27 protein-coding genes are annotated in these 24,716 nt (G+C 58.2%); 11 read left to right on the top strand and 16 right to left on the bottom strand.

Annotated elements, in window-relative coordinates; translation table 11 throughout:
* Positions 1-32: 32 nt before the first annotated feature.
* The gene (locus tag DXH95_RS09450; protein ID WP_115549083.1) at positions 33-434 is read left to right on the top strand and encodes a DUF1761 domain-containing protein; all 402 of its coding nucleotides are present in this window, start codon (positions 33-35) and stop codon (positions 432-434) included.
* Here the strand turns inward: DXH95_RS09450 and DXH95_RS09455 are convergent.
* Complete coding sequence (locus DXH95_RS09455) at positions 392-865, bottom strand: RrF2 family transcriptional regulator (RefSeq protein WP_115549084.1); 474 nt, start codon at positions 863-865, stop codon at positions 392-394. The two genes, DXH95_RS09450 and DXH95_RS09455, sit on opposite strands and share 43 nt — an antisense overlap.
* Before the next feature lie 79 nt (positions 866-944).
* Between DXH95_RS09455 and DXH95_RS09460 the strand changes: the two genes are divergently transcribed.
* Genes DXH95_RS09460 through DXH95_RS16110 form a run of 3 tightly spaced genes read left to right on the top strand, consistent with a single transcriptional unit; the run spans position 945 to position 2,132 of the window.
* Complete coding sequence (locus DXH95_RS09460; protein ID WP_239016595.1) at positions 945-1,406, top strand: group III truncated hemoglobin; 462 nt, start codon at positions 945-947, stop codon at positions 1,404-1,406.
* A complete protein-coding gene (locus DXH95_RS16105) occupies positions 1,399-1,848 on the top strand; it encodes a hypothetical protein (RefSeq protein ID WP_181883620.1) in 450 nt (149 codons plus the stop codon). The genes DXH95_RS09460 and DXH95_RS16105 overlap by 8 nt, the downstream gene beginning before the upstream one ends.
* Positions 1,845-2,132 (top strand): TehB-like domain-containing protein, encoded by a 288-nt coding sequence (locus DXH95_RS16110; RefSeq protein ID WP_181883621.1) that lies wholly within the window; start codon positions 1,845-1,847, stop codon positions 2,130-2,132. The genes DXH95_RS16105 and DXH95_RS16110 overlap by 4 nt, the downstream gene beginning before the upstream one ends.
* 6 nt (positions 2,133-2,138) lie before the next feature.
* Here DXH95_RS16110 and surE read toward each other — a convergent pair whose 3' ends face one another.
* Both surE and serS read right to left on the bottom strand, forming a co-directional pair.
* Positions 2,139-2,903: a 5'/3'-nucleotidase SurE gene (surE, locus tag DXH95_RS09470; protein WP_115549086.1), complete on the bottom strand. Its 765-nt coding sequence runs from the start codon at positions 2,901-2,903 to the stop codon at positions 2,139-2,141.
* A complete protein-coding gene (serS, locus tag DXH95_RS09475) occupies positions 2,903-4,183 on the bottom strand; it encodes a serine--tRNA ligase (protein ID WP_115549087.1) in 1,281 nt (426 codons plus the stop codon). Before serS ends, surE begins: the two co-directional genes overlap by 1 nt.
* A gap of 124 nt (positions 4,184-4,307) precedes the next feature.
* Between serS and DXH95_RS09480 the strand changes: the two genes are divergently transcribed.
* The 3 genes from DXH95_RS09480 to dksA all read left to right on the top strand — a co-directional run bounded on the left by DXH95_RS09480 (position 4,308) and on the right by dksA (position 6,350).
* Entirely contained in the window at positions 4,308-4,670 is a 363-nt protein-coding gene (locus tag DXH95_RS09480) for a hypothetical protein (protein WP_181883622.1), read from the top strand.
* Positions 4,671-4,679: 9 nt separating this feature from the next.
* Positions 4,680-5,078: a hypothetical protein gene (locus DXH95_RS09485; protein ID WP_115549089.1), complete on the top strand. Its 399-nt coding sequence runs from the start codon at positions 4,680-4,682 to the stop codon at positions 5,076-5,078.
* Positions 5,079-5,885: 807 nt separating this feature from the next.
* The gene (gene dksA, locus DXH95_RS09490) at positions 5,886-6,350 is read left to right on the top strand and encodes an RNA polymerase-binding protein DksA (protein ID WP_115549090.1); all 465 of its coding nucleotides are present in this window, start codon (positions 5,886-5,888) and stop codon (positions 6,348-6,350) included.
* 54 nt (positions 6,351-6,404) lie between these two features.
* Here the strand turns inward: dksA and DXH95_RS09495 are convergent, their stop codons facing one another.
* From DXH95_RS09495 to DXH95_RS16115, 5 genes are all read right to left on the bottom strand, one after another.
* Positions 6,405-7,898 (bottom strand): M48 family metalloprotease, encoded by a 1,494-nt coding sequence (locus DXH95_RS09495; protein ID WP_239016596.1) that lies wholly within the window; start codon positions 7,896-7,898, stop codon positions 6,405-6,407.
* A 147-nt stretch (positions 7,899-8,045) separates the two neighbouring features.
* Entirely contained in the window at positions 8,046-8,993 is a 948-nt protein-coding gene (locus DXH95_RS09500) for an acetyl-CoA carboxylase carboxyltransferase subunit alpha (RefSeq protein ID WP_115549091.1), read from the bottom strand.
* A 31-nt stretch (positions 8,994-9,024) separates the two neighbouring features.
* Positions 9,025-9,945: a tyrosine-type recombinase/integrase gene (locus tag DXH95_RS09505; RefSeq protein WP_115549512.1), complete on the bottom strand. Its 921-nt coding sequence runs from the start codon at positions 9,943-9,945 to the stop codon at positions 9,025-9,027.
* Between the two features lie 25 nt (positions 9,946-9,970).
* Positions 9,971-11,800, bottom strand: a complete 1,830-nt coding sequence (locus DXH95_RS09510; RefSeq protein WP_115549092.1) for a hypothetical protein — start codon at positions 11,798-11,800, stop codon at positions 9,971-9,973.
* 1 nt (position 11,801) lies between these two features.
* Positions 11,802-11,978 (bottom strand): hypothetical protein, encoded by a 177-nt coding sequence (locus tag DXH95_RS16115; protein ID WP_181883623.1) that lies wholly within the window; start codon positions 11,976-11,978, stop codon positions 11,802-11,804.
* Between the two features lie 72 nt (positions 11,979-12,050).
* Between DXH95_RS16115 and DXH95_RS09515 the strand changes: the two genes are divergently transcribed.
* Complete coding sequence (locus tag DXH95_RS09515) at positions 12,051-12,596, top strand: shikimate kinase (protein ID WP_115549093.1); 546 nt, start codon at positions 12,051-12,053, stop codon at positions 12,594-12,596.
* The gene (gene aroB / locus DXH95_RS09520; protein WP_115549094.1) at positions 12,596-13,702 is read left to right on the top strand and encodes a 3-dehydroquinate synthase; all 1,107 of its coding nucleotides are present in this window, start codon (positions 12,596-12,598) and stop codon (positions 13,700-13,702) included. The genes DXH95_RS09515 and aroB overlap by 1 nt, the downstream gene beginning before the upstream one ends.
* Here the strand turns inward: aroB and DXH95_RS09525 are convergent.
* From DXH95_RS09525 to DXH95_RS09545, 5 genes are all read right to left on the bottom strand, one after another.
* Positions 13,699-15,480 carry a cation:proton antiporter domain-containing protein gene (locus DXH95_RS09525; RefSeq protein ID WP_115549095.1) on the bottom strand — a complete coding sequence of 594 codons (1,782 nt, stop codon included), beginning with the start codon at positions 15,478-15,480 and terminating at the stop codon, positions 13,699-13,701. The two genes, aroB and DXH95_RS09525, sit on opposite strands and share 4 nt — an antisense overlap.
* Entirely contained in the window at positions 15,480-15,932 is a 453-nt protein-coding gene (locus DXH95_RS09530; RefSeq protein WP_115549096.1) for an iron-sulfur cluster assembly scaffold protein, read from the bottom strand. Before DXH95_RS09530 ends, DXH95_RS09525 begins: the two co-directional genes overlap by 1 nt.
* Positions 15,922-16,446 carry a CvpA family protein gene (locus DXH95_RS09535; protein WP_115549097.1) on the bottom strand — a complete coding sequence of 175 codons (525 nt, stop codon included), beginning with the start codon at positions 16,444-16,446 and terminating at the stop codon, positions 15,922-15,924. Before DXH95_RS09535 ends, DXH95_RS09530 begins: the two co-directional genes overlap by 11 nt.
* Before the next feature lie 9 nt (positions 16,447-16,455).
* Positions 16,456-17,820: a DNA repair protein RadA gene (gene radA / locus DXH95_RS09540; protein ID WP_115549098.1), complete on the bottom strand. Its 1,365-nt coding sequence runs from the start codon at positions 17,818-17,820 to the stop codon at positions 16,456-16,458.
* A 294-nt stretch (positions 17,821-18,114) separates the two neighbouring features.
* Positions 18,115-18,924: a DUF4189 domain-containing protein gene (locus DXH95_RS09545; protein ID WP_147291715.1), complete on the bottom strand. Its 810-nt coding sequence runs from the start codon at positions 18,922-18,924 to the stop codon at positions 18,115-18,117.
* Positions 18,925-19,248: 324 nt separating this feature from the next.
* On the opposite strand from DXH95_RS09545, the gene DXH95_RS16120 reads away from it, so the two are divergent.
* A complete protein-coding gene (locus DXH95_RS16120; RefSeq protein ID WP_181883624.1) occupies positions 19,249-19,398 on the top strand; it encodes a hypothetical protein in 150 nt (49 codons plus the stop codon).
* Between the two features lie 37 nt (positions 19,399-19,435).
* Here the strand turns inward: DXH95_RS16120 and DXH95_RS09555 are convergent, their stop codons facing one another.
* The gene (locus DXH95_RS09555; protein WP_115549101.1) at positions 19,436-20,095 is read right to left on the bottom strand and encodes a nitroreductase; all 660 of its coding nucleotides are present in this window, start codon (positions 20,093-20,095) and stop codon (positions 19,436-19,438) included.
* Between the two features lie 160 nt (positions 20,096-20,255).
* On the opposite strand from DXH95_RS09555, the gene DXH95_RS09560 reads away from it, so the two are divergent.
* The gene (locus DXH95_RS09560) at positions 20,256-22,598 is read left to right on the top strand and encodes a patatin-like protein (protein ID WP_115549513.1); all 2,343 of its coding nucleotides are present in this window, start codon (positions 20,256-20,258) and stop codon (positions 22,596-22,598) included.
* Here DXH95_RS09560 and DXH95_RS09565 read toward each other — a convergent pair.
* On the bottom strand, positions 22,585-23,478 hold the full coding sequence (locus tag DXH95_RS09565; protein ID WP_115549102.1) for an MBL fold metallo-hydrolase: 894 nt from the start codon (positions 23,476-23,478) through the stop codon (positions 22,585-22,587). The two genes, DXH95_RS09560 and DXH95_RS09565, sit on opposite strands and share 14 nt — an antisense overlap.
* A gap of 21 nt (positions 23,479-23,499) precedes the next feature.
* On the bottom strand, positions 23,500-24,687 hold the full coding sequence (locus DXH95_RS09570) for a hypothetical protein (RefSeq protein WP_115549103.1): 1,188 nt from the start codon (positions 24,685-24,687) through the stop codon (positions 23,500-23,502).
* Between the last annotated feature and the right edge of the window lie 29 nt (positions 24,688-24,716).

A 24,716-nucleotide genomic window follows, 5' to 3' on the forward strand; every position in this document is an offset into this window, starting at 1 on the left:
GGCGCATGATGAGGGTAGGGAGGAAACACATTATGGCAAACGCAAATCTTCTGGCGATACTGGTTGCAGCAGCGTCCGGCTTCATGGTCGGCGGGCTTTGGTACGGCCCGTTATTCGGCAAGGCCTGGCAGAGCGAAATCGGACTTTCAGACGACGAAATCAAATCGGGCAATATGGCCAAGATTTTTGGAATTACTTTCCTGTTCAGCGTTTTATCGGCGGTATTTCTCGGCCATCTGCTCGCGCATTTCGATACCGATCTTTACCGGACCATGATGATCTCTACCGGTATTGCCATCGGCTTCGTCGCACCGGCAATCGGCACCAACTATCTGTACGGGCGCAAGTCAGGCAAGTTGTTCGCCATCGACGCAGGTTACTGGATTGTCTTTTACGCCGCCATGGGGCTGGTTTTCGGGTTGTTGGGAGCCTGATCGAAAGCCTTCAACTGCCTTAGGAAACGGTTTCGATCGGGTAGAAGATCCGAAAGTCTATATTCGTCGAGCTTGTCCAGAAATGCAGCTACCGCTCCATTGAGGGCACCCTGCAACCCGCAAGCGCCAGCGACCGGGCAACTGTTTGACGTTCGGTCAAAACATTCGACGAAGCCTTCAAGGCTCTCAAGCCGACGCACGACATAACCTACATTGATCGCATCTGCCGAGGCGGCGAGCGCGAAGCCGCCACCGCGACCGCGCCTGGCCTCTATCAACTGCAATTCGACCAGGCTGCGCGCGACCTTCATCAAATGATTGCGCGAAATGCCATAGGCTCCAGCGATTTCATCGACCGATGCCTGCCCGCCTTTGCTGGCGAGATACATCAATATCCGCAGCGCATAATCGGTGTGCAGGTTCAATCGCATTAAAGTTATATATCAAATATTGCTTTTAGGCGCAACGCGCTTATAGATGTATCTCAAATACCACTTAATGAGTCGTGTCATGACAACACATCCCTATTCCGCCTCCGCGCGCCAGACCAAGAAAGCAGCTGCCGAGGCTGTCGGCATTGACGAGGCCTATATCGGCCTGATGGTCGAAAGCTTTTATGCACACATCCGCAGCGATGCGATGCTGGGGCCGATATTCAACAGCCGGATCAAGGCCTGGCCCGAGCATCTTGAGCGGATGAAGCAATTCTGGCGGTCGGTCTTGCACAACAGCGGCAGTTTTTCGGGCAATCCGATGCTGAAACATGTGACAATACCGCAGATCGAGGCCGTCGAGTTCAATCACTGGCTCGCCCTTTTCGAACAAACCCTTGCGGATACCGCGCCATCTGAGGCCGCCCGGGATCTGATACTCGGTCGCGCGCACATGATTGCCGATAGCCTACTGACCGGGATTCGCATCCATCGCGATGGCCTCCTCCCCTCCAGAATGAAGGACGTTCACCATGCTTGATGAATTGCAGAGCGCAGCCCTTGTCGAACAAAAGCCCGTCGCGCTTGATGCTGCACGCCCCGTTCGGATCATTCCTGACATCCCTGTTCAGCCAGAGGCAACCGACCTGCAGATCCCCAAATCGGTATGGCGTGCCATGTGGGCAAGCTACGCATTGTTCTTCCTTGGCCTGCTCGCGGCCATTGGCACCGAACTTTCGGGCCTGTTCATGCTGGCTATAAGCGCTGCTTATACATTCATGTTTTTCGGGACAGCCGCTGTGTTGTTCGGCCTGAATCCGCCCCGGAAAAAATCGCACTTCGAACATGGCATTGGCGTGCTCGAAACCTGGACCGGCCCGATGAGCCGCAGCGCAGTTGCAGGACAGATATTGGCCGTACCGCTTTGTATTGCGCTGTTCGGCATTTCGATTGCGGTGATCGCAAGGGCGGTCGGTTTGTGAGCGATCCGGCCGCCTTACCTGCATCGGCCGCGCCCTATCGCAAAATCGGGCCGTTCGATGCGACGACACTTCCTTCAGGCCTGCGCGCGGAGCACCGCCTGAAAGAGGATGTGTGGGGAAAACTCGAACTGCTGGAGGGCTCGGTCGACTTCGTCTGGGACGATGGCCGCACCGCTAATCGCCACAGGCTCACCACAGGCAATATCCAGTGGGTTACGCCAACGACCCCGCACCATCTGGAAGTGTCGGCGCCGTTCCGGCTGACAATCGAATTCTGGAAATAGCGCCGTTCAGGAATAAGCGGCGCGCAGTACGTCCAGCGATTCGCGATGGGTCAGATCGAGTTGCAGCGGCGTGACCGAGATGAAACCGTCATCGACGACTTCAAGGTCGGTGTCATGGCCCGAAGTATGCTCTACGCCGTGCAGTCCGAACCAGTAATAGTCGTAACCGCGCGGATCAGTGCCCTTAACGATTGAGCCGCGGCTGTAATCGTGGAAACCCTGCCGGACGACCTGGATGCCTTTCACCGCATCCGGCGCAATTGCCGGGAAGTTCACATTGACCAATGTGCGGGGGACAAAGGGCGTTTCAAGCAATGGCGCCAGCACCTTGGCGCCCCATGCTTCGGCGGCGGAGAAAGGTACGGCATCGCCCATGCCTTCCTTGCCATAGACCTGGCTCATCGCAATCGCGCGAACGCCGGCGAGCGCGCCTTCCATCGCGGCAGAAACTGTACCCGAATAAGTGATGTCGTCGCCCAGATTGGCACCGCGATTGACGCCCGACAGAACGACGTCGGGTTTCGCATCTTTCATGATCACACCCAGCGCCATCATCACCGAATCGGTGGGTGTTCCGGTCACCGAGAAATGCTGATGGCCATGCTGGCGGATACGCACCGGGCGGGTGAGCGTGAGCGAGTGGCCCGCACCCGAATTTTCCTCTGCGGGGGCAACAATCCAGATATCATCGCTGAATTCGCGCGCAATCTTTTCAAGGACCTTGAGGCCGGGGGCGTTCACGCCGTCGTCATTGGTGAGAAGGATGCGCATCAGTTCATCGGCTCCAATTTTTCAATTCCGCCCATATAGGGCTTCAACACATCCGGAACCTTCACACTTCCATCTGCATTCTGGTAATTTTCGATAACGGCAACGAGCGTACGGCCGACCGCGAGGCCCGATCCGTTGAGCGTATGGACAAACGCCGTACCTTTGCCCTCCACCGGGCGATAGCGGGCATTCATCCGCCGCGCCTGGAAATCGCCGCAGTTCGAACAGCTCGAAATCTCCCGATACAGTCCCTGCCCCGGCAACCAAACCTCCAGATCATAGGTTTTGCGTGCACCAAAGCCCATGTCGCCAGTGCAGAGCAGCAATTTGCGATAGGGAAGCCCCAGCGCTTGCAGCACGCCTTCCGCCGCCGCAGTCATGCGTTCATGCTCGGCAACGCTGTCCTCCGGGCGGGTGATAGAGACCAGCTCGACCTTTTCAAACTGGTGCTGGCGGATCAGGCCTTTGGTATCCTTGCCGGCCGCCCCGGCTTCAGAACGGAAGCACGGTGTAAGCGCCGTCATGCGGATGGGCAGCGCGGCTTCGTCGAGGATCTGCTCGCGCACGCTGTTGGTCAGCGACACTTCGGCGGTGGGGATCAACCAGCGGCCATCGGTGGTCTGGAAATTGTCCTCGGCAAATTTGGGTAGCTGGCCGGTGCCGAACAGTGATTCTGTCCGCACCAGATAGGGTGTCGCACATTCGCTATAGCCGTTGGTGCCCGTCTGATGGTCGAGCATATACTGGCCAAGCGCACGGTTCAGCCGCGCCATCTGCCCGCGCATGAAAGTAAAGCGCGCACCCGAAATCGCGACACCGGTTTCGAAGTCGAGCCCCAGCGGCGGGCCGATCTCACTATGGTCCTTGGCTTGAAAATCGAAGGTGTGCGGCGTTCCCCAGCGGCTGACTTCGGCATTGTCATTCTCGTCGGCGCCTTGCGGCACTTCATCGAACGGCAGGTTGGGGATTGAAGCGAGGAGCGCGTCCAATTCGCCGGAAACGCTGCGCTCCCGCTCTTCCAGTTGCGGCAGCTTTTCCTTGAGCACGCCGACCTCCGCCTTCAGCGCGTCGGCGGTTGCGGCGTCCCCCTTGCCCATCGCGGCGCCGATGGCCTTCGATGCTTCGTTGCGGCGCGATTGCCCTTCCTGCAGCTCGGTCAGCACCGAACGGCGGCGTTCGTCAAGGGCAAGGATTTCGGCAGACACAGCTGCGGCACCACGCCGTGCAAGCGCGGCGTCGAAGGCGGTAGGATATTCGCGGATATATTTCAGGTCGTGCATGGCCAAGGCCTATGCCGAGCAGCGCGCGCGGGCGCAAGCGCCATAAACGAAAAGGGCGGCCCGAAAGCCGCCCCCCTCAACATTCCCCTGTGACGAAAATCAGGCCGCTTTCGACAGCTTCTTCTTGGCATTACGGCGGCGAGCAAAAAGGCCGGCCGCTGCTGCGCCAAAGAGAAGGACCATCGGCGGGGCCGGAACGTCGGTGCCGCCGGTGCTGCTCGAGCTGCCGCCGCTCGATGACGAGGACGAGGACGATGACGAGCTGGAGCTGGACGAGCTGCTGCTCGAAGATGAACCGCTCGATCCGGTCGATCCCGTGCTGGTGCTGCCGCCAAAGCTGGACGAACCACCTGACGAGCTGCTCGAAGAGCTGGAGGATGACGAACTGCCCGACGACGAGGAAGAGCCGCTCGAGCCCGATGAACCGCTGCTGCCCGATGAACCGCTTGATCCGCCGTTGCTCGAATGGCCACCGCTGCTGCCATGATGCCCGCCATTGCTTCCACCGCCCGACGAAGAGCTTGAGGAAGACGAACTGGACGACGACGAACTGCTCGATGACGACGAGGAGCTTGACGAGCTGGTGCTGTTGTTGCCCGACGATGTCGAAACATTGCCACTCGAGGTCGACACGTTTCCGCTAGACGTTGAAACGTTTCCGCTTGATGTGGACGACGATGTGCTGACGCCACCCGTCGAAGTAGAGACATTGCCCGAGCTGGTATTGCTGTTGTTGTTGTCGATAATGATAGTGATGCCGCCTGACGACGTTCCCCCCGTGCTTCCTGTGCTTGAAGGTGGCGGCGACGGCGGAGGAGCCGGTGGCGGCGATGGCGGAGGAGCCGGTGGGGGACCGGGGTCACCTGACGACGTGCTACCCGTCGAGGTTGGATAAATATTGATGGTATTGTTGGCGCTTGCAGAGCCGCCACCACCGCCACTGCCTGAGAATCCACCGAAGAAGCCACCGCCGAAGCTGCCTCCGAATCCACCGCCGATCACAACGGGAACGCCGCCACCGCTGCTGCCGACATCACCCATCGGGGGCAGCGGCGCATAGGGAATCGGCATGGGCATGCCCTGGGCAATTGCCACAGGCTGCGGTACGCAGGTTGTCGTCGTGGTGCGAACAACCTTGCGGACGCGTTTGACCTTGCGGACAGGTGCGTGGCGCGCAATCTTTCGCGCTTTCACATGCTTCTTGGCCTTGTGTACCTTTACCTGTGCAGGCGGCTGGTCCGCAATCTGCACGGCTCCGCCACCGATAAGGGCACCGCCGCATGTGCAAGCGCACAATTTTGCCAAAGCCATCCGTACTGACATATTCCCTGACCTCTTCAGTCGCCCCGACAGACTATCGACCGGACTTGGTCGAAATTGGCTGTCCCTTCATCAAACCAAATGGGCAGAAGACTCCCATTGCTGCAATTGCATTAACCCTGTTCAGACCCATTCACCTAAAAAAATCTCTAGAAACAGCGTGTAAAATGACGAAACGTCCCGTTGTGGAACTGTTTGCCCCGGCAGGTATTAACCCTAACCGAAGTTATAGCGGTTTTGTGACCGAAATTTCCACAGCCTATTCCTAACTTCGCCATTTGCTGCTTGTGCGACCTATGGCCCGAGTCTATAGCCCCGCCGCAAGAGTGGGATAGCGGGCTTAACGGCCTGTTTGGAGCCGAAATTCGGTGGAGACGTCGTGATGAATGCCAGCACAAAGCTGCAAGATAAATCCGATAAAATCAATGAATTGGAAAGTGACCTAGACCCCGATTATCTTCCGTCTGATGACGAGCCATTTATGAATGACAAGCAGCTGCGCTATTTCGAGTTGCAGCTGTTGAAATGGCGCACAGATATTTTGGAAGAGTCGCGGGGAACCCTCAATCAGCTACAGGACGGTCCAATTCGCGAACCCGATCTGAATGACCGGGCATCGAGCGAAACCGACTGGGGCATCGAATTGCGCACCCGAGACAGGCAGCGCAAGCTTATCGCAAAGATCGATGCGGCCCTTCGCCGTATCAAAGAGGGCGAATATGGCTATTGCCAGGTTACTGGCGAACCCATCTCGCTCGCCCGTCTTCGTGCCCGCCCCATCGCAACAATGACGTTGGAGGCGCAAGAACGTCACGAACGTCAGGAACGCATTTCCCGCGACGACTGATCAAGACGAACACCGGCACAAACGCTTCATGCGTTGTGCCGGATTCGCTTTGTATCAATAGGTGACAATCTTCACTTTCTGACCAGCGGACAAGGTTGAGTTGGCCGTTATTCCATTCAGCGCCAGAAAACGTTCTGTCTGGAAATTTTTATAGGCCATCCTGCTCGCCAGCGACGCCACGCTATCCGACTTATTGACCGTCACTACCCGCAATTTGCGCGGCTTGATGTCGGCGGCCTGCCGGTCGGTCAAACGTGTCACACTTTCGAACATCGATTCGAAAGGCATTGAATTCGAAGGCGTAATTGTCACAAAGTGGAATGCTTGGTTCGGTGCCCATTCATACGCAAATATCATCAGCGTGACGACGCCGGATTGCTGTGTCTGTACATTGGTCGATGCATAAAAGGCCGAAATGCCGTTGACCGTCGGGTTCTTTATCGCGCCGTAACTTACTTGCTGCTGGTCGCCGACAACAGCCTTGAAGGCCGCATCGATATACGCCTTGCGATCGCCATTATAGGGCTGCGTGGTGAACAGCGCTTTTCCGCCATTGCCATTGATTGAAACGGCTTGCGACCCATTGGACATTCCATAGCCTTGCGGAACCGCAAAGCGCAGACGCAGATCCGGGTGCAAAAACTCCTGCCCTTCGATCACGCCTTCCTTTGGATCATCGTCGTACATCATACCGTTGATGGCGTTGAGATGGGCATCCGCTTTACGAACATTATTGGACGGATATTTCTTTGCCACTGTCAGGGCACGCACGACCCGCTTTGCCGGATCAGGGTGCGTGCTTGCCCATTCGGGCACCGAATGGCTGTTAAGCCCCGCTGCCTTGGCATCGACCGCAGTTTGTAAAGCCAGCGAATTGAGCATCGCCGACAAAGCGGATGGATCATAACCAGCCTTGCTAAGATACTGGATGCCCAGATCATCAGCCTGTTCTTCCTGACCACGCGAATAGGAAAGCGTGAACAATTGCGCCAATTGACCGGAATATTGCTTTGCCGCCCCACCAAGCGCCCCGGCCAAACCGCCGCTGTCCCCCAGCATAGCTCCACCGATCGTTCCGATGGCGCCCAAGATATTTGCGATTGTTGCCTGCTTTTGCCGCTTCTTGCTGTGGCGTGCTGCCGTATGTCCGACTTCATGGCCCAATACACCTGCCATCTCGGCTTCGCTATTACACAGCGCGGCCAGTTGCCGCGTGATGTAGACATAGCCGCCTTCGATCGCGAAGGCATTGTTGACGGCGGAATTCAGGAAGGTGACGGTGAATTCGCCTTCGCTATTGGCCAAGCCAGACTGCAAGGCGATTTTCTTGCCGACACTCTGGACATAGCTGGTCTGCGGGCTTTGATATGCGCCACCAAATTCCTTCAGGATTTCCGGATGATATTTCGCACCATTGGCCTTTTCCTTTGCGGTGAAAGGAAGCGGCGCGCTGCTCTGGGCCTTTTTTGCCTCGGCGGGCATGGTCGTTGAAACAACCCCCGTAAAGATCAGCGAGGCACCAAGGGTAAGTAGAATTTTTTTCCGCACAGCCGAATCCTCCAACAGATATCACAGCATATCACGCATTTAGGGTTCGCAGCGTAAATTGTTGCCATAGACAGGCAAGCCTATTTTCCCGCTGAAACTGCAATTCGAAAAAGGCGATGTTCCGCCGGAGCGACCTTGACTGTCGCGTTAAAACTGACCCATTTTCAGGAATTTGGAATGTCGCCGACGCTTGATTTCGCCACGGCTCAGCCCATCATGCGCGGCAAGTGCTTCCGTCAGCGCCTTGCCCAGATTGGCGCTCGCTTCTGCATGGTCACGATGCGCCCCACCCATGGGCTCAGGCACAATAGAGTCGATCACGCCCAGCGATTTCAGGTCGGCAGCGGTAACCTTCATCGCCTGCGCTGCATCTGCTGCCCGGTCATTGGTGCGCCACAAAATCGACGCACAACCTTCAGGCGAGATCACTGCATAAACCGCGTGTTCGAACATCAGCACGCGGTCGGCAGCAGCAAGTGCCACAGCCCCGCCAGACCCACCTTCGCCAACAATGCACGAAATCATAGGCACACCCAGTTGCAAGCATTTCTCAGTCGAACGCGCAATCGCCTCTGCTTGTCCGCGTTCCTCCGCCTGCACGCCGGGAAACGCCCCCGACGTGTCGACCAGCGAAATGACAGGTAGGCCAAAACGGTCGGCCAGTTCCATCAGGCGGATCGCCTTGCGATAGCCTTCAGGTTTGCCCATGCCGAAATTGTGACGCAGCCGGCTTTCGGTGTCGTCGCCCTTTTCATGTCCGATTAGAACAATACGGCGGTTGCCCAAGCGCGCCAATCCGCCTAAAATCGCTTGATCGTCTGCAAAAGCGCGATCCCCAGCGAGGGGCAGGAAATCCTCGAACAGATTCGCCACGAAATGCTTGAAATGTGGGCGTTCCGGATGGCGAGCCACCTGCGTTTTCTGCCACGGCGTAAGCTTTGCATAGGTATCGGCCAGCAGCTTGTCAGCCTTGGCCCGCAATTTTCCGATTTCGCTGGTGGCGTCAATTTCGGTTTCGCCCGCCGTATCTTCCAGTTCCTGGATGCGGGCTTCGAGGGCTGCGACCGGCTTTTCGAAATCGAGATAAACTGTCATGCCTCGCCGTTAGAACCTGTGGGCGACGGGGTCAACGAGAGAGCGAACGTTTTGCCAATGGGTGCCTCTGGTTCACCAATTCGACCAGCTTTGATGAATCGACGTGCGTGTAGATTTGCGTGGTTGCGATGTCGGCATGTCCCAACATCGCCTGAAGTGCGCGCAAATTGGCTCCACCTGCCAAAAGGTGTGTCGCAAACGCGTGGCGAAGGACGTGTGGGCTTACCTTTGCAGGGTCGATGCCTGACTCCGCTGCAAGCTCCCGAATGATCTGAAAAAGGCGGATACGGCTGATATGGACATCGCCATTACCCGACGCCCGCGCGGCCCGTGATGGGAACAAATATTTTGAATCCTTGGGTACAAATGCGTGCCAGGTGCCCACCGCTTGCCGCGCACGGTCAGAGATTGGGACCAACCTTTCCTTCGCACCCTTACCAATCAGGATGATATAGGGTCGGTCGCGCATGATCGATGCCCGTGGCAGCGCCACCAGTTCGGTCGCCCGTAATCCTGATCCGTACAGCAGCTCAACCAACGCCGACAGGCGGTAATCGAGCGGCGATGGCTTCGGCTTCGAAAGGCGCGCCTCAATCGACGCGAAAAGCGCTTCAACCTCGGCTATATCCAGAACCTTGGGCAGTGCACGGCTTTGCACCGGTCGCGGCAACGCTGCAGAGGGGTTGTCCTGGCGAAACCCCTCTTCCTCCAAAAAGCCGAAAAATCCGCGCAAGGCCGCCGCCTTGCGTGCAATCGAACTATTTGCGAGGTGCGACCAGCCCGACGTCAGTATCGACAAGGTATCCTTGCCAGCGGCGGCCAGCTTGCCCGCCAGCATGTCTGAAGCCGCTAACAAATCACTGCGATAAGCCAATAATGTATTTTTTGCGACGCCGCGTTCTGCCGCCAGCATTTCGAGAAAGCGCTCGATCAGGTCGTTGTCGGTTCCAATATGACCCGCTTTATTCAACGCGCAATCAGCTCCAACTTACGGCTTCTGCCGCAATCATTCGCGCTTCCCCGTCTAGACCGACCTGTTTCAGCGCACGGACGAGATGGTAAAGATGGTGGGGTGGTATGTCCTGCCAGCCTTCGCCTTGAAGCGCAGCGGCAGACAGCAAGACCACGGTTCCGCTCTCGCCACGCGATGCAGCTGCAGCAATCGCTCGCGACCAGGCGGTTTCTTTGCGGATGTTGGTTTCTAGCGTTTCGGCAAATCCGCTTATCGCTGTGCCTTGCACCCTGCCCAGTCCAGCAAGTCCGGCCAGCAACATCTTCGACCGGCGGTAGTCCGAACTGTCATCATTGCCTCGAAAGTCGTCGAGCTCGCCTTCGGTTATCGTACCACGCCAACCGGGTGACGCAGTCGCCAACAAACCCCAACCCAGCGAGCCGCCATCGACGATGGACGCCCAGCGCACAGCCTGCTCGTCAAAACCCGCAGACAACATGGAGGCAATCAAATGATCGGCTTGCGCCGCGTAGTCTTCGCTGGGTGCAATTAGCGCCGCTGCACGTGCTGTAAGCACCAGCGCAGCATTACGATCACGCGGCGTCGACCCGCCATCCCACAGGCTGGCCATTGCGCCAACCTTGTCCGCATTGCTACGTCCGGCATAAGCCGTTCTAAGAAGCTCGCCCTTTGCCTTTATGTCTGAAGCGGCATCGGGATCTTCGAAAGCGACGCTGAAAATATCGACCATCGCGCGGTTCGATATCACACCAAGTGCTGCAGCCCCGGAAACTGCGCGCATCTTCGACGCCGACGATGCGGTAGGCAATTGCGCCACCCAGCCATCGACCTGCCGCCCTGCTTCAGCGTAGAGTGCCTGCGGTGGTTCAACTCCGGTCGCTTGGCCGACACCATGACGCCAGGTTGAAAACCCTTTGGCATTTTCCCACTCTATTTTCACCGACCGTCGGCCTTCTACGCCCGCACCAACAGCTTTTTCGCCTAGCAGAAGGTCGATTCCCTTCATCCAACCACGTCCGCGCGCTTGATTGAGCAGGGCAGTCGCACGCCCCTGTTCACCGGCAAGCGAAGCACAAATAGGCTGCGCCATCCGCCATGTCGCGTCGTTGGTTTGGCGGGCGCCCGCTTCAGCCAATGGGCACATTGCCGAAAGGTCGGCATTGGCCAGAAAGGCCGGCATCGCAACCTGATACAAGCGTTTGGTATATCGATCAGGGTCGACTTGCTGGACCAATTGGCGGGCGACGACCGCATCCCCCATCCGCAGTAGCAGCCAACTGCGCTCGGCCGTCCAGTCCGCACCATTTACGTTGCGCGGAGTGGCCGTGCGGCTGGCAAGCAGGCGGCGGGCCATGATCGTGCCCCAACGCGACGCCAGAGGCGCTTTTGTGCGCGTCAAAATCTGTGTCAGAAAGGAACCATCGGTTCCACCGAATGCATTGATAGGAAATCCACCCGAAGCATCCGTGAAAAGCCCGACAGCCTTCAGCGATCGCCGAGCCGTAGGCGGTACATCGTACCGAATTTCGGTTTCTTCTTCCTCTTCCTCGTCCTTATCCTCATCAGTGGCAGCGTCAGATTCCCCCTCGACAACTGTTCCAATGGTGCCGGTTGGCGCGGGTGCTGTACCTGAAACAATATCTGCGGGGCGACTGGAAGGTGACGTTGGCGAAGCCGGGGGCGAAGGACGCGCAGCCGGCGGCGGTGCCGGATCATTGAACCCGGGAGGTAGAAGCGATTCAGGGCCCTGTTGGCCCATAACTGGTAAAGTATAGACCAGCGCAGCCAAACTGGCTGTCGCACACAGAAGCATCGAAATACGCTGCTTTGCCATATCAGTCTTTTACACTCTCTCCACTATTGCCAGTTTTGGTTTTCAGCGTGATATCGACCTCAACCAGCTTTTGCGGCTGCTCACTGCCCAGCCATTCAAAGAAAAATAACGCCGCGACAAGCACAATCGGCACAATAATCCACTTCGCCCAGCTTTTGCCCATCGGCCTGCCCGTCATTTGTCATCCATTATTTGCCGATTGGCAAAAGGCTTTCCGGTATCGATTAGCCGATATATAGCGCGCATCGCAATGGCTTCGCGACCCGACATTACATCTGTTACAAATACTGCCTCTGGCCGTTCAATCGTACTCGTTGGTATGATGGGAGTGGGCAAGTCAACCATTGGCAAATTGCTTGCAGGCAAACTGGGTCTCGATTTTGTAGATTCCGATGAGCAAATCGAAGCAGCAGCTGGTATGCCGATTTCAGAGATCTTTGACCGCTTTGGTGAATCCGGTTTTCGCGATGGCGAAAGGCGCGTGATCGCACGGCTAATCGGCGAAGGCCCTAAAGTGATTGCAACAGGCGGTGGCGCTTTCATCAACGACGAGACACGGGCGTTGATCAAAGAGCAATGCACTTCGGTCTGGATTGACGCGGATCTTGATGTTCTCGTCGAACGTGTGTCACGGCGCAATAACCGACCTTTGCTAGTAGGGCGGAACCCTAGGGAAGTGCTCACCGAATTAGCTGCAAAGCGCACCCCATGCTACAGTCAGGCGGATATTCACGTGCGCAGCGACTCCGGACCGCATTCGCGCACGGTTGGTCAAATATTGGAGGCATTGGCCTGATGGACAATATTACAGTCAGTCTCGAAGGCAGGCCTTATGACGTGCTGATAGGTCAGGGGTTGATCGGCAAATCGGGCGAGTATCTGGCACCTTATGCGCGGAGCGGACGCCTGTTGATCGTCACCGACACCCATGTCGGACAACATGTCCTGCCGCAATTCGCTGCTTCGTTGCAAGCAGCAGGGCTCAGCTATGCTGCCCATCTGTTGCCCGCCGGGGAAGGGGCCAAAAGCTGGGCAGAGCTCGAGCGCCTTGTCGACTGGCTGCTTTCCGAACATATCGAGCGAAGCGACCATATCGTTGCCTTGGGCGGCGGTGTTGTCGGTGACATCACGGGCTTTGCCGCGCATATCGTGAAACGCGGCTGCCATTTCGTTCAGGTGCCAACCACGTTGCTCGCCCAGGTCGACAGCAGCGTTGGTGGCAAGACGGCTATCAACAGCGGCGCGGGCAAGAATCTGGTGGGTGCATTCCACCAGCCCGCCCTTGTCCTCATCGACCCTGATGTGCTTGACACATTGCCACGGCGTGAATTGGGCACGGGCTATGCCGAAGTCGTGAAATATGGCCTGATCGACGCACCTGAATTTTTTGACTGGTGCGAAACCAATATCGACGCCTTTCTCGCGGGGGATGCCGATGCCCGCCTTCATGCAATTGCGCGGTCGGTCGAGGCGAAGGCGCGGATCGTGGCGGCCGACGAAAAGGAGCTGACCGGCGTTCGCGCGCTGCTCAATCTCGGGCATACTTTTGGTCACGCGCTGGAGGCAGAGACCGGATATTCCGACACGCTGCTGCACGGCGAAGGCGTGGCTGCGGGCATGGCGCTGGCATTCCGCTATTCTGTGCGCAGGGGGCATTGTCCGGTGGGCGATGCGGATCGGGTGAGCGTCCATCTCGCCAAAGCAGGCTTGCCGACCACATTGCGCGAAGCCCATGTCGATGCAAGTGGCGGACAGCTCGTCGAGCATATGCTGCACGACAAGAAGAAGAGCGGCGGCACCCTGCCCTTCCTGCTCGCCAATGGGATAGGCCAGACATTCCTTGCCAAGGATGTCGATCTGGACGACGTCGCCGCCTTCCTCAACGAAGAGCGCGGACGCTAACCCTCATCCATTGCAAAATCGTCCGATTCCTTGCCGCCAAAGCTGTGGCGCGAACCGGCACGTATATTACCAGTCTTGAACTGCGCCTTCAGCCGGGCAAGATCACGGCGGCGGAATTCGGTGACGGCCTGTTCGGCAACCGAAGGGTCGACATTGATGGAACGCAGCGCATCTTCTGCCATTTGAACAGATGATTCAAATACTTCCCTTGTAATCTTAAGATCCTCTGCCGGCATGAGTTCGAGCATTTGACGCCTGTCATACGCCCGTACGAACAGTTTGGCATTGGGGAAGGTTTCGCGCACGGCGACCAAATTGTCGGCATCCAGATCACGGTCATCCATGCAAAACAGAATCGCGCAGGACTCGTCCGCGCCCGCGCGGCGAAGCAAATCTATGCGCGTTCCGTCGCCATAAAATACCTTGCGCCCAAACTCCCCGCTGACATCGATTTGCTCGGGCTTGATGTCGATAAGGGTGATGGAAAGGCCCGCCGCCTGCATGATCTGACCGACTGTCTGGCCGAAGCGTCCATGGCCGACGATGATGATGTTGGCTTGCGCCGCCAATTCAGGATCATCAAGCGCGACATCGCTGGTCCGTCGACGGGCCGCCAATCGGCCGGCAAGGATCATCAGGAATGGCGTTGTCGCCATCGACAACGTCACCACCGCACCGAACAGGCTGGCCGCCTCTGGCTCAATCAGCAGCGCATTTTGCGACGCGGTGAACAGCACGAAACCGAACTCCCCGCCCTGGCTGAGCAGCAGCGCCATGATGATCGACGCGCTGTTGTTCAGCCCGAACAAGCGACCCAAGCCGAAAACCACCGCGGTTTTGACCAGCACCAGCCCCGCCGCCAAACCGACAATCAGCAAGGGCTGCGCCGCAATGACGTCGAGGTCGAGCATCATTCCGACAGCGAGGAAGAACAGACCGAGCAGAATGGAACGGAAGGGATCGATATCCGCCTCCAGCTCATGCCGGTAGGGCGATTCGGCAAGCATCACGCCTGCGACGAACGCGCCCAGCGCAGCCGAAACGCCAATCGACTGCATCAGGGCAGCACTCGCACAGACCGCAAACAGGCCGGTGACAATGAACAATTCGCGTTCCGATACGCGGCCTACCAGCCGCAACAAGGGCGACAGCACATAGCGCCCCGCCAGAATCAGCCCGCCTATGGCGAGTATGGCATATATGGCCAACACAAGCCCGCTGGGTGCCCCTTCTTGCGCTGGTGCACGCGATAGCGCGGCGACAATCGTCAGCAAGGGAACGATCGAAATGTCCTGGAACAGCAGGATGGCGAAGCTTTTCTCGCCATAGTCGGTTTTCAATCGTCCGCGCGATTGCAGAAGCGGCAGGACCTGCGCGGTCGAGCTCAGGCCAAGCGGAAGCCCCAGCACCAGCGCGGCTTCCCAGCTGAAAGGCAGCACGGCGTAGATGATGGCGAACATCGCGAGACCGCACAATGCGACCTGCAATGGTCCGAACAATAATATGTCCCGCCGCATCACCCATAATCGCGAAGGCGATAGCTCTAGCCCAACGAGGAACAGAAGCAGGATGATACCGATTTCAGCGAAACTCAGTATGGTTTCCGGTTCGCCGCTCAGACCCAACACGTCAGGCCCGATGATGATACCTGCAACCAGATAGCCGAGTACAGCGCCCAACCCTAATTTGCGGAAGACCAGAACCGCCACGAGCGCCGCACCCAGCAGAAGTGCACCAGTGGTCAAAATGTCGGTCAGGAAATGGTGGCCCTCGTCCATCAGTCGGCCCCCGTCATCGCGGCGAGAACCGCATCAAAAGGCAGCAATATCGCGGCATGGCGTGCAGGATAGGAGCGCGCGCTTTCAAAAACCGCCAGTTCGGGCCAACAGCGATCAAAACCGCCATCTCCAACAAGCGCCTGCGCAAGCGCGGCCCGCGCATCCGCAATCGCTTCAGCCGAACGACCGACTGCAAACTCACGCACGACCGCCGCCGATGCCTGTCCCATCGCGCAAGCGCGGCCACGCAAGGCAAGCGCCGTGAGATGTCCGTTTTCGACTTTGACATCGGCGCGCATTTCACTGCCGCAGACTGGCGAACGGCGGGTTGCGCTTGCATCGGCGTCGCCCAACGCGTCTGCATGCGGCAGACTCGCTGCAAGCCGCAATATGTCCTTGGTGTAAAGCTCGGGCTTGGGTGGCGTGGGGCGTGCGGCAAGATTAGCCGGCATCGCTGCCCTCGTCGTCATTGTCCTGCTGGCGTTCGCGAATGAAGGACGAGAGCGCATCCCCCGACGCGTTCAACAACGGATAGGTGCGGGACGCGGTCATCCATTCCGGGCGTTTGCTGTCGCCGCCATAGGCGACTTCGAACAGCATGACGAGCAGCAGGAACAGCAACGTCGCGCCGATCAGCCCCTTCACCGCGCCAAAGCCAAATCCGAGCACACGGTCAAACGGACCAAGCGCCGACTTGCGGCTCTTCTCGCCAATCTTGCGCGCTATCAACCGCCCGCCGACATAAGTGACGATGGCAATGGCGAGGAATGCCAGGACAGCAGCCCCGGCGTCGGTGCCAACCGGACCATAAAGCCATTCGGCGGCGGGCGCGTGGAGGAATCGTATCGCCGCAACGACCAATACCCAGACGCTCAGCAACAGCACTTCCTGCGTAAAGCCGCGCATAAAGCCAAAAATGGCACCGGTGCCGAGCAGGAAAAGGACGATGATGTCGAATGCGGTCATCGCATCCAGTTAGTCCCGCCCGAGTATATGGTCAACGAGGTTGGAGAGCGTCCGAAACTGTTTCAGTTTCATAGCGCCATCATCCTGTACCGATGGTGGCACCAAAGCGGTCTGGAAGCCCAGCTTGGCCGCTTCCTTGAGGCGGAGATTACCATGCGCGACGGGACGGATTTCGCCTGAAAGAGCGACTTCGCCGAACAAAACGCAATCTGAAGGCAGCGGCTTTTCGGCATAAGCGGACACCAGTGCTGCAGCGACAGCAAGGTCGGCCGCAGGATCGGATATGCGATAGCCGCCCGCTATGTTGAGATAAACTTCCGCCGTTGCAAAGCTTAGCCCGCAGCGCGCCTCAAGCACCGCCAATATCATCGCCAGCCTACCGCTATCCCAGCCAACCACGGCGCGACGCGGCGTTGCTCCACTCGACAGGCGCACGGTGAGAGCCTGAATTTCGACCAGCACCGGTCTTGTGCCTTCCAACGCCGGGAAGACCGTCGCCCCTGTCACCTGCTCGGCCCGGTCAGTCAGAAACAGCGCGCTGGGATTACCGACCTCGGCCAAGCCGCTGTCAGCCATCGCAAAGACGCCAATCTCGTCGGTGCCGCCAAAGCGGTTCTTGTTCGCGCGCAGGATACGATATTGATGGCTGCGTTCGCCTTCAAATGCCAACACGGTGTCGACCATATGCTCGAGCACACGGGGCCCCGCGATGCTGCCATCCTTGGTGACATGGCCGACCAGCATCAACGCGGTGCCGCGCTCCTTGGCAAAGCGAATCAGCTCTTGTGCCGAGGCGCGCACCTGGCTGACCGTGCCCGGCGCGCCTTCGATGAGGTCGCTGTGCATAGTCTGGATCGAATCGATGATGAGCAAGGCAGGCGGCTTTGTGCTGCCCATCGTCGTCAATATGTCGCGAACCGAAGTCGCCGCTGCCAATTGCACCGGCGCATCGCCAAGCCCCAGCCGCCGCGCACGCAGCCGCACCTGATCGACCGCTTCCTCACCCGAAATATAGGCGACGTCTAGCCCGCGCCGCGCAAGATTGGCCGCTGTTTGCAGCAGCAGGGTTGACTTTCCGATCCCCGGATCACCGCCCAGCAAGGTCGCCGATCCCGCAACCAGCCCGCCGCCCAAAGCGCGGTCAAATTCTGATATTCCCGTCGAAGCGCGATCGGGCAGTTTGATATCACTATCGAGCCCGACAAGCCCGACATCGCGCCCGCCATTTTGCAGATGATGCTTCATCTCGAACACGGTCGCGCCCGCCTCTTCGACGAGACTGTTCCACGCACCGCAATCCTCACACTGCCCCTGCCAACGCGGCGCAACCGTGCCGCATTCCTGACAGACATAGCGTTTCTTGGGTTTGGCCATCGTGCAACAGTATCAGAACATATAAGGAACGCAACCGTGTAATTGACGGCAATTTATACGAAAACGACACCAACGCAGCAGTGTTGTGAAGGCTAAAGGTGACACAAGTTACCGGAAGCATACCCCCCGATTGTTACAAGTGTCACTTTAAGGATGTAATGAGGGTGGCGGATTCGCTGGAGCGAAATGAACGGGTTCAAAGAGCTGGATACCGGCTCGCAAAACATATCCTACATTGCAAGAGGATACCGCACGTTAATTTCGTAACTTGGTGCCGCAAGTCCAGCAGCTCATTCAATAAGGGCCGAGCCTATTCGATCCGCTTTGGCTTGCGGGAACCACAGCTTTCACGGTGCAGGTCAATCCTGCACCGCAAGACTCCTTTACTATGGTGTCGACCATATCTTCAGCGGGGCTTGATGTTACAAACATTCGGCCGTCGCTTTGGCGTGCCACTACCATAAAGGTATCCGCGATTGAACGGGCGACGGAGCATGGATTTTTACTCTGTTGTTGGCATGTTTCTAGCGCGCTACGCTCGGCTTCAGCTTTCGAGGTGTGACCGCCCGTCACATAAACCATGCTCTTCGCCGAATTCGTCGGTCCAGCTTCGCCCTGCCAGGCTGCCGCAGCATGGACTTTCCGGAAATTGCCTTCCGGTTGGTGCGATTCCTGTGTGGGTGCGTAAGAAATAGTAGGATGGGCCACCCAATGCCGAAAAACGGCGCAATAATCATTCTGGTTCCGGCAAGCGATCAGAACCGCAGCATCGCTCACCGAAGTATCAACACCCATTGCGTAATATATGTCTCCGTTCATTCCGCGCGCAAACGACGCGACGTTATTTGAACCACTAAACGTTACCGCGCATTGCCCGACCGACGCTTCGTCTGCTCCTGCCTTAAGGAGCATGTTGATACCACAGAGCATTCGCGCATCATTTTCTGCAGATTTGCGTTTCGTTGCACCGCCCATGATAAATACATCTGAAGAATCAGGATGAAAGGCCACGGCATAATAGTTGTCGAAACGCTTTTTGACCTTCTTCTTTCGTAGCTCGTCAACCAGATCCTGATTGTTTGTGGCTGGCCCGTCAGGCACCATAGCGCAGCCTTCATAACCCGAATTTCCGCCGCCAATAGGAACCGAGCCCGGCGGGCAATTGCCTTCCGCCCGAGCACCACCGGAAAATGTGAACGCGATGAAGAAAAACAGCGCGAAAAATCTGATCATCCCATTTCCTTCATCGAGATTTCTACTCCGCCTCCAAAACCGGAATCGCCCACAAAATCAGTCGAGACAGTGGCGGACTACAACAACAATGTCTTCAATTTGCTGCGCGCCATTTTTGGCTGCAATACGCACATCATCTCGGTTCCAAATCTTTCGCAGCATCGGTCCAGTCTTGCTTGCCAACTGGAACAACGCTTGCCCGACAAAATTAGAACCAATCGTCAGTATCGCAATGTCGATGGTGCACTAGTACGTCAGACCAAAGCACGCCGCAGCACGGCGACACACAATCGCATGTCGTTCAAATTCCGCTCGGCTTTCCTGAACGCCGGAGACATGGGTTAGGATGCCTCCGGTTTTGCGGTCATTCCACCGCTTTCACTCAGAACCCCAGAAAGGTCACCTGCTCACCCAAAGGCACGCGCTCGCGCACGAAACCGTTCACGGAATCGCTCTCATCACGATAGCCGATGGCAAGGCCGCAGAACAGCAGCACATCTTCGCCCAGACCCAGTTGGTCTTTGATCGTCCGGCCATACATCCCCATATATTCCTGCGGGCAGGTATCGAGGCCTTCTTCGCGACAAAGCAGCATGATCGTCTGCAACCACATGCCGGTATCGGACCATTGGGCTTCCCTCATCCATTTCGGGAAATGGCAGAGCAACAGCACCGGTGCCCCGAAAGAAACGAGGTTCGACTGGACGAAATCGGCGCGCTGCTTGCCATCGTCGCGGGCAATCGCCATTGCACCATACATCGCGGCACCCACAGCCTGCAGGCGGGCCTTGTACTTTTCATGCTTGCCGGGTTCGGAGAAATCATAGTCCATCGGATCGTCGGGCTGGCTGGCAGTCAATCGATCCTGCAATGCCTTGAGCGGAGCACCTGTGAGGACAGTGGCTTCCCATGGTTGGAAATTGCAGCCCGAAGGCGCCATGCGCGCGCGCTCCAATATGCGCTCGATCGTTTCGAACGGAACCGGCTTGTCCAGAAACGAACGGATGGAACGGCGGGTGGCGACGGCTTCGGATACCAGCATAAAATCTCTCCTGTTTGCTTTGCGCCCACATTTAATCGAACGATTAAATCCCGCAACTGCTAAAAACACCTATATCTGCAATCACCCATTTCGCGGCCTGTTTGCAAAGGCGCATCGACAAAGCCTTGCACCCCATGCCCTGCCCTGCCACATCTTGGCGATGCGTGAGAAGGAACTGCGGCTGGCCCTTATCTGCTATGGCGGAGTGAGCCTTGCAGTGTACATGCACGGTATTACGCGCGAGATCTGGCATCTGGTCCGCGCGAGCCGCGCATTCCTGGAAAACCAGCCGCCCAGCAGTGGCAGTGAAGCTGTCTACCGCGAACTGCTCGAACTTATCGAAGCCAAATCGGGCACCAAGCTGCGTGTCCTGACCGACATTATTTCAGGCGCGAGTGCCGGGGGCATTAATGGCGTCTTTCTGGCACAAGCCATCACCACCGGGCAATCGCTTGAGCCGTTGACCGACCTTTGGCTGCAGAATGCCGATGTCGAGGTGCTGCTTGATCCCGATGCGCGGCCGCTGTCACGTTTCTCCAAATTCTGGGCCGCACCGATCGCCTGGGCGATATTGCGGCGGCGTGGGGGTGCTGTGGAACGCACCGTGGCTGCCGAAGCGCAGGATGAGGTCGCGACCAAGCTGTCAGGCTTCGTCCGTGCGCGCTGGTTCCAGCCGCCCTTCGGCGGGCGCGTCTTCTCGACCCTGTTGCTCGATGCACTGCAGGCGATGGAGGCGCAGGGTTTTACCCGCCCTCTGCTCCCGGCAGGCCAGCCGCTCGACCTGTTCGTTACTGTCACCGATTTTCACGGCCACCGCGAACAGTTGCAGTTGAACAGTCCCTCCAATGTGACCGAAAATGAGCACCGCCTGACGATCGGCTTTTCGACGCGCGGGCAGGATGCGGGGATGCTCGCCCACCAGGCCGAGCTGGTTTTCGCGGCGCGTTCGACCGCCAGCTTTCCTGGTGCCTTCCCGCCCTTCACTGTGCGCGAGCTCGACGGACTGTTGCTGAGCCGCGCGGTCGTTTGGGACGAACGCGAGGCCTTCCTCAAGCGCATCTTGCCGCAGCAGTTCGAGGCAGGAAGTGCCGAGGACGCCTTCCTGATCGACGGTTCGGTTCTCGCCAATGCGCCTTTTGCCCAAGCTATCGACGCGCTGCGCAACCGGCCTGCCCGGCGCGAGGTTGACCGGCGTTTCGTCTATATAGATCCCAAGCCGGGCATGCCGAGCTTTCGCGTGCGTGGGCGCGGCAAGACCGCAGATGGGCATTTGAAACCACCCGGCTTCTTCTCCACCATCTTCGGTGCAACGTCGGACATCCCGCGAGAACAGCCGATCCGCGACAGCTTGACCGCGATTGAGGGGCGTTCCCAACGCATCGCCCGCATGCGCGAGATCACCGAGCATCTGGAGGTCGAGGTCGAGCATATGATTGAGGTGATGCTCGGTAAGACATGGTTCCTGACCAAGCCGACGCCCGAACGCCTGCGCAAGTGGCGGCTGACGATGCTGCAGAAATCGGCAGCGGCGACCGGCTATAGTTATCCGGCCTATGCGCATTTGCGGATGATGGGCGTGCTGGATGATCTGGCCGCCACCGCGCGTCGGCTCTGCCCTGATGCGCGGCAGGAACATTGCCGCCTGCTGCGAGACGCGCTGTGGGGTGAAGTGCGCCGACGGGGGCTCGACAAGCTGACTGGCCCCAAAGGCAGGGTGATGGCTGCGGAATCGATGCTCTTTTTCCGCGCGCAGGACGTCCGCTTCCGCATTCGCCGCCTGCGTTTCCTTGCCCGGAAACTAGCCGAAGATGTCGAGGTTATGGCCGAGGTTCCAGCGGCGGTGGCAGACCGGCTGAGGCAGGCAATCTATGCCTCGCTCGCCCATTTCCTCGAGGTTGAAACCTCAGAATATCTAGGCGCGGATGTGGCCGAGGCGGTCCGCAATGGCGTCGAAAATCCCGCAGCCCTGCTCGATCTGCTCGCCGAGCGGCGCAATCTGGAGGCAGGCGATGCCGCCACCGACGCCGCGCTTATCGCCGCTCTCACCGACATGCCCGACGCCGCGACGCGTACCATATTGCTCGGTTATCTCGGCTATATCCTCTACGACATCGCGACCCTGCCCTTGCTGCAGGGCGAAGGGCAGGACGAGTTTGACCCGATCAAGGTCGACCGCATCTCCCCCGACGATGCGACGACCATCCGCAAAGGCGGGGCCGCCGCCACGCTGAAGGGCATCGAGTTCAACAATTTCGGCGCCTTTTTCAGCCGCGCTTATCGCGAGAATGACTATCTCTGGGGCCGCCTGCACGGCATCGACCGGCTGATCGATATCGTGCTGTCGTCCATGCCCGGCACGGTATCAGCCGAACAGGCCGAGGTACTGGCGATCAAGAAAAGGGCTTTTGAAGCCGTGCTGGAGGCCGAAGCGCCGAGGTTGAAACGGATTCAGCCCTTGATCGAGGAACTGCGCGCGGAGATTGCGGCGATCACGCCGGCTTAAGCGTTCCGTACACCATCTCGATAAAGCGATCCGCCGTGATGAACCCGCTGGGGTTCACGCCATAGCCATCGGCGGGCTTCATCGCCTTGATCTCTTCGAGCGTCTTACCCGACTTTATTGCGCCATCTATTTTACCGACAATCGCCGATACCATGTCGCGATAGGCCAGCAGCTCGGCCTTGCTCGCCACCGGGCCGTGGCCGGGAATGATCTTGGTCTGGTCATCGGCCATCGCCAACACCTTCTCCGCCGCCGCAATCACCCCGCGCACATCGCCGCTACTGCTGCGGTCGACAAAGGGAAAGCTCATCTTGTGAAAGAACAGGTCGCCCATGTGGATCACGTTGGACTTGGTCCAGTGAACGATGCTGTCGCCATCGGTATGCGCGGGCGGGACGGAGATGACGCGCACTTCTTCGCCATTGAGATGCAGCTTCAGGCCTTCGGCATAGGTAATCACCGGTAGCGCCACTTTGGGGCTGGCCTTGACCTCACCAAAGGGCGTCTTCTGATCGCTGGCCATCCGAACGCGAACATTGTCGTGCGCCATGATCACCGCGCCTGCCTTGCCGAAATTCTCGTTGCCGCCGCTATGGTCGCCATGCCAGTGGGTGTTGATCAGGAATTTGACCGGGCTAGCGCCCAGACCTGCAACAGCCGCCTGAATCTTTGGCGTCAGCGGTGCATATTGATCGTCAATCAAAACGGTGCCGTCTTCACCATGCGAGACGCCGATATTGCCGCCCGCACCGAACAGCACCGAAACGCCGGGGGCCAATTGCTCGGCCTTGACCTCGACCTTGCTGAAATCCTGCTGCGCACAGAGTGGACTGGCGATGACAGTGGTAAACAGGGCAGCGGCAAACAGACGCTTGATCATGGCTACTCTCCTCAGATCGGATCAGGTCGCTGCTTCTAGCTTGATTTCCTCCGCATCGGCGAGAAGTTTCAGCATCACCGCCGCACCGCATTGCTGGGACTTCGCGGTATGGCTGAATTTTCCATCGGCGACGAACTTACCGCGCTCATAATGGTTGGAAAAGCTCCACAAATAGGGGGTCGGCACTCCAAGCCCGCGATAGCCAAGACCATTATAGGCCTCGAGCCGATAGAGCGTGCGTTCGAGGCTCCAATCCTTTTGTCCGGTATAGCCGAGCAACCGCAACGCATCGTTCGCGCTCGACTCCCAGTCCGATGGAGGCAGCCATTTGGTCGGGCGGCCTGCAGGCACCTGTCGCGTGCGCGCCGTCAGCGGGAAATCGCCATTGTGCAGGTGCGCACGGAAATTGAAACTCGCCTCTGGTCCGTGGGTGACCGCGATGAAATACCAGGGAACGCCTGTTTGAGCCTCGACCTTTTCATAACGGCTGCGTGCTTTACGGATCAGATCAAGATGCCAGTCTACGGTCTCCCGATATTGCGGACGCACCGTCAGTTTGCGGAACAGCCGTGCATATTCGGCCTTGAGTGCAGTAAATTCGCGCGATTTGCTCAAAGGACGGTCGAGTTCGTCGATAATCGGCACGGTTGCAGCTTCGGCAGGTGCTGGAGTGGTTGGCAGCGGCGGGGCACCGGGAACAAAGATGATTTCACCTTGCGGCGTTTCAGGCTGGACCAGATAGCGCTGCTTTTCCGGCAGAAACGGTTTCACACCAGCGTCGCCGAAACCCAATTTGAGCGCTTCGGGCAGTTCGTGCTGGCTTTGATGCAGTTCGGCGAGCAATTCGCCAGCCTTGTCGGCAAAAGGAGGATCAATATCCTCGCTTCGGTCAATCAGCGCAACCAGGCGCGGCATCGCCATCTGATAGAGCGAATCCGCCAAATCGGAGAGCGACTGTCCTTTGCGCGTTTCGAGGGGTGAGTTGGGCAGACCTTTGCGGTCGGCTTCGCGTTCCAGTTGAACCACGGCTTCGGCAATACGCAGATAGTTTAATGGCTTGCGCGGGATCAACTCGATGACCTGTTTCGGTAAGTCGAGCCCGAGGATGCGGCCGTCCTGCGCAAATACACGCTGGCCAATGAACGATGCAATCACACCGCCACCGGCCAGCTTCAAAAAATCGCGTTTGTCGAAACCCTTGCCCGCCATCGACTCGCTCCCATCGAAGCGAGCATAAC

Source organism: Sphingorhabdus pulchriflava, assembly GCF_003367235.1.
GTDB classification, from domain to species: Bacteria; Pseudomonadota; Alphaproteobacteria; order Sphingomonadales; family Sphingomonadaceae; genus Sphingorhabdus_B; species Sphingorhabdus_B pulchriflava.

Bases quoted from the DNA above. Each gene is read 5' to 3' on its own strand.
- DXH95_RS09510 (WP_115549092.1), bottom strand. From the start codon at position 11,800: ATGGCAAAGCAGCGTATTTCGATGCTTCTGTGTGCGACAGCCAGTTTG.
- DXH95_RS16105 (WP_181883620.1), top strand. From the start codon at position 1,399: ATGCTTGATGAATTGCAGAGCGCAGCCCTTGTCGAACAAAAGCCCGTC.
- DXH95_RS09500 (WP_115549091.1), bottom strand. From the start codon at position 8,993: ATGACAGTTTATCTCGATTTCGAAAAGCCGGTCGCAGCCCTCGAAGCC.
- DXH95_RS16115 (WP_181883623.1), bottom strand. From the start codon at position 11,978: ATGACGGGCAGGCCGATGGGCAAAAGCTGGGCGAAGTGGATTATTGTG.
- aroB (WP_115549094.1), top strand. From the start codon at position 12,596: ATGGACAATATTACAGTCAGTCTCGAAGGCAGGCCTTATGACGTGCTG.
- DXH95_RS09565 (WP_115549102.1), bottom strand. From the start codon at position 23,478: ATGATCAAGCGTCTGTTTGCCGCTGCCCTGTTTACCACTGTCATCGCC.
- DXH95_RS09525 (WP_115549095.1), bottom strand. From the start codon at position 15,480: ATGGACGAGGGCCACCATTTCCTGACCGACATTTTGACCACTGGTGCA.
- DXH95_RS09560 (WP_115549513.1), top strand. From the start codon at position 20,256: ATGCGTGAGAAGGAACTGCGGCTGGCCCTTATCTGCTATGGCGGAGTG.
- DXH95_RS09570 (WP_115549103.1), bottom strand. From the start codon at position 24,687: ATGGCGGGCAAGGGTTTCGACAAACGCGATTTTTTGAAGCTGGCCGGT.
- DXH95_RS09530 (WP_115549096.1), bottom strand. From the start codon at position 15,932: ATGCCGGCTAATCTTGCCGCACGCCCCACGCCACCCAAGCCCGAGCTT.
- DXH95_RS09455 (WP_115549084.1), bottom strand. From the start codon at position 865: ATGCGATTGAACCTGCACACCGATTATGCGCTGCGGATATTGATGTAT.
- DXH95_RS09450 (WP_115549083.1), top strand. From the start codon at position 33: ATGGCAAACGCAAATCTTCTGGCGATACTGGTTGCAGCAGCGTCCGGC.
- dksA (WP_115549090.1), top strand. From the start codon at position 5,886: ATGAATGCCAGCACAAAGCTGCAAGATAAATCCGATAAAATCAATGAA.
- surE (WP_115549086.1), bottom strand. From the start codon at position 2,903: ATGCGCATCCTTCTCACCAATGACGACGGCGTGAACGCCCCCGGCCTC.
- DXH95_RS09545 (WP_147291715.1), bottom strand. From the start codon at position 18,924: ATGGTGCCTGACGGGCCAGCCACAAACAATCAGGATCTGGTTGACGAG.
- DXH95_RS09515 (WP_115549093.1), top strand. From the start codon at position 12,051: ATGGCTTCGCGACCCGACATTACATCTGTTACAAATACTGCCTCTGGC.
- radA (WP_115549098.1), bottom strand. From the start codon at position 17,820: ATGGCCAAACCCAAGAAACGCTATGTCTGTCAGGAATGCGGCACGGTT.
- DXH95_RS09555 (WP_115549101.1), bottom strand. From the start codon at position 20,095: ATGCTGGTATCCGAAGCCGTCGCCACCCGCCGTTCCATCCGTTCGTTT.
- DXH95_RS09535 (WP_115549097.1), bottom strand. From the start codon at position 16,446: ATGACCGCATTCGACATCATCGTCCTTTTCCTGCTCGGCACCGGTGCC.
- serS (WP_115549087.1), bottom strand. From the start codon at position 4,183: ATGCACGACCTGAAATATATCCGCGAATATCCTACCGCCTTCGACGCC.
- DXH95_RS09460 (WP_239016595.1), top strand. From the start codon at position 945: ATGACAACACATCCCTATTCCGCCTCCGCGCGCCAGACCAAGAAAGCA.